The organism is Acidovorax sp. KPB24-07 (assembly GCF_057543315.1).
The window spans coordinates 1-2003 of the sequence record NZ_BAAJYS010000514.1; the positions used below are offsets into that span (position 1 = coordinate 1).

The window sequence follows — 2003 nt, forward strand, 5'->3', positions numbered from 1 at the left end:
CCGCCCGTGTCCTTGGTGCCGCCGCCATCTGCTGTCCGGGCCGCGCCCATCGTGCATCCGGAGGACCTGTTCGACATTCAGCAGCAGGCCGACTTCTTCGTGTCGGTGGGCGAGCATGACCAGGCCATCGGTGTGCTCAAGCGCCACATTGCCGAGCATGGAGAGACCTCGCCCTTTGCCTACCTGGAGTTGCTGCGCCTGTACCACACGCTCAGCCGCGTGGACAGCTTCAATCAGCTGCGTGCCCAGTTCCAGGCGCAGTTCAATGCGCAGGTGCCGGAGTTCTCCTCGTTCCACCGGACGGGCCTGACGCTGGAAAGCTACACGGAAGCGCTGGCGGCCATCGAGGCCGAATGGTCCTCCCCCGAGGTGCTGGACACCCTCGAAGGCTGCCTGTTCCGCCGCGGCGAAGACGCCATCGCCTCGCCGTTCGATCTGGCGGCCTACGACGATCTGTTGCTGTTGCTGGCCATCGCGCAGACCACGCCGGCCAGTGCCCGCGGGGCACCGCCGCCACGCACCCGCACCACACCCCTCACGCCCCCGCCGCTGGAAATCGAGCCAGAGCCGGAATTGCCTTCCGCCAGCGCCTTCGGCGTGGACAGCCTCTCCGCGCGTCGGGAGCAGGAGCTGCAATCGCTGGACTCGCTGTCTGCCGGGTTCTCCTGGGAATCGATCCCGGCGCCTCTGGCCCCCAAGCCGATCTCCGAGGCCATGCTGGACATCGACCTGACCGATCCACCACCGCTCACGCTGAGCGAGCTGCCTCCGGTGCCCGTCACCGCGCCGCCTTCGGCGGGGGATCCGGTCGGCTTCGGCATGGACAACGACAAGATGGAGTTGCGTCTGGAGCTCGAAGAGCTGGAGCGAAAGCAGCGCACGGACAAGTAACGGAAAAAAGGCCCTTCGGGGCCTTTTTCGATGCAGGGCATGCCGCGCGTTGCGGCTTTCTGCCATGGCGGCGCGCCTGGCGGGTTGCCAGCGTCAGCCCGCCATGCGGGCCATCAGATCCTGCGCCGCGGCTTCCGGATCGTCGGCATTGACGAGTGCCCGCACCACGGCGATCGAGCCCACGCCCGTGGCCAGCACCTCGCCGAACTGCGGCGCCCCGATGCCGCCGATGGCGACCATCGGGTAGTGCCGCATCAGCCGGGCGTAGCCGGCCAGGCGTGCCACCCCCTGGGGCACGGTGGCCATCTTCTTGAGCGTGGTGGGAAACACCGCCCCCATGGCCACATAGCTGGGCGCCGCGGCATCGGCGCGCACCATTTCCGCATAGCCGTGGGTGCTGACCCCCAGGCGCAGGCCGGCGTCGCGGATGGCCTGCAGCTGCGCAGGCGCCAGCGCATCGAGGTCTTCCTGGCCCAGGTGGACGCCATAGGCGCCCGCGTCGATGGCGGCCTGCCAGTGGTCGTTGATGAACAGCAGGGCATGCGTGCCGCGCACGGCGTCCACGGCGGCCCGCACTTCGTGCGCGATGGTTTGTGCGTCGTCCGTCTTGTAGCGCAGTTGCACGGTGGGTACGCCGGCACGGGCCATGCGGCCCACCCATTGCGCGTCGGGCAGCACTGCATAGAGACCCAGCCGCTCGGGGCAGGCGGGGAAGGGCTGGCGGTGCGGCAGCGGCTGCAGGCCGAAGTCTTGCGGCGCATCGGGCCACTGCGAGGCATCGAAGCCGCCGGTGCGGTCCGTCTGTGCCTGCCAGGCCCGGGCGAGGCACTCGGCATCGCTGGCGATGAAACCCAATGCGCTGCAGGCCTCCAGCGCCGCGCGGTACACCGGGCCGCCGGACAGCGGCACGGGGGCCGGCTGGGACGGGAAGTCGGCGAAGGCGGCGCCATGCGCGGCCAGGATGGCGCGCACCGATGCGGCGTGCCCCGAAGCGGTTCCGTGCAGCATCTCAGCCATGGTCGTGGTGCCAGAAAGGGGTGCCCAGCACCGGGGTGCTCGGCTGGGCGGCTTCCTGCGCGGCCATGGCGCCCGCACGGCGGGCGGTGCGGCCG

Annotated in this window: 1 protein-coding gene and 2 pseudogenes; 1 reads left to right on the plus strand and 2 read right to left on the minus strand. The window is 70.1% G+C overall.

The genetic code is table 11. The features are described from left to right. A pseudogene (locus AC27IQ_RS23280) lies at positions 1–891 on the plus strand (hypothetical protein); the annotation flags it as partial. A 93-nt stretch (positions 892–984) separates the two neighbouring features. Here AC27IQ_RS23280 and AC27IQ_RS23285 read toward each other — a convergent pair. Both AC27IQ_RS23285 and AC27IQ_RS23290 read right to left on the minus strand, forming a co-directional pair. After that, positions 985–1899: a thiamine phosphate synthase gene (locus AC27IQ_RS23285; protein WP_317354264.1), complete on the minus strand. Its 915-nt coding sequence runs from the start codon at positions 1897–1899 to the stop codon at positions 985–987. 1 nt (position 1900) lies between these two features. Next, positions 1901–2003 (minus strand): annotated as a pseudogene (locus AC27IQ_RS23290) (thiazole synthase); the annotation flags it as partial.

Bases quoted from the DNA above. Each gene is read 5' to 3' on its own strand.
- AC27IQ_RS23285 (WP_317354264.1), bottom strand. From the start codon at position 1,899: ATGCTGCACGGAACCGCTTCGGGGCACGCCGCATCGGTGCGCGCCATC.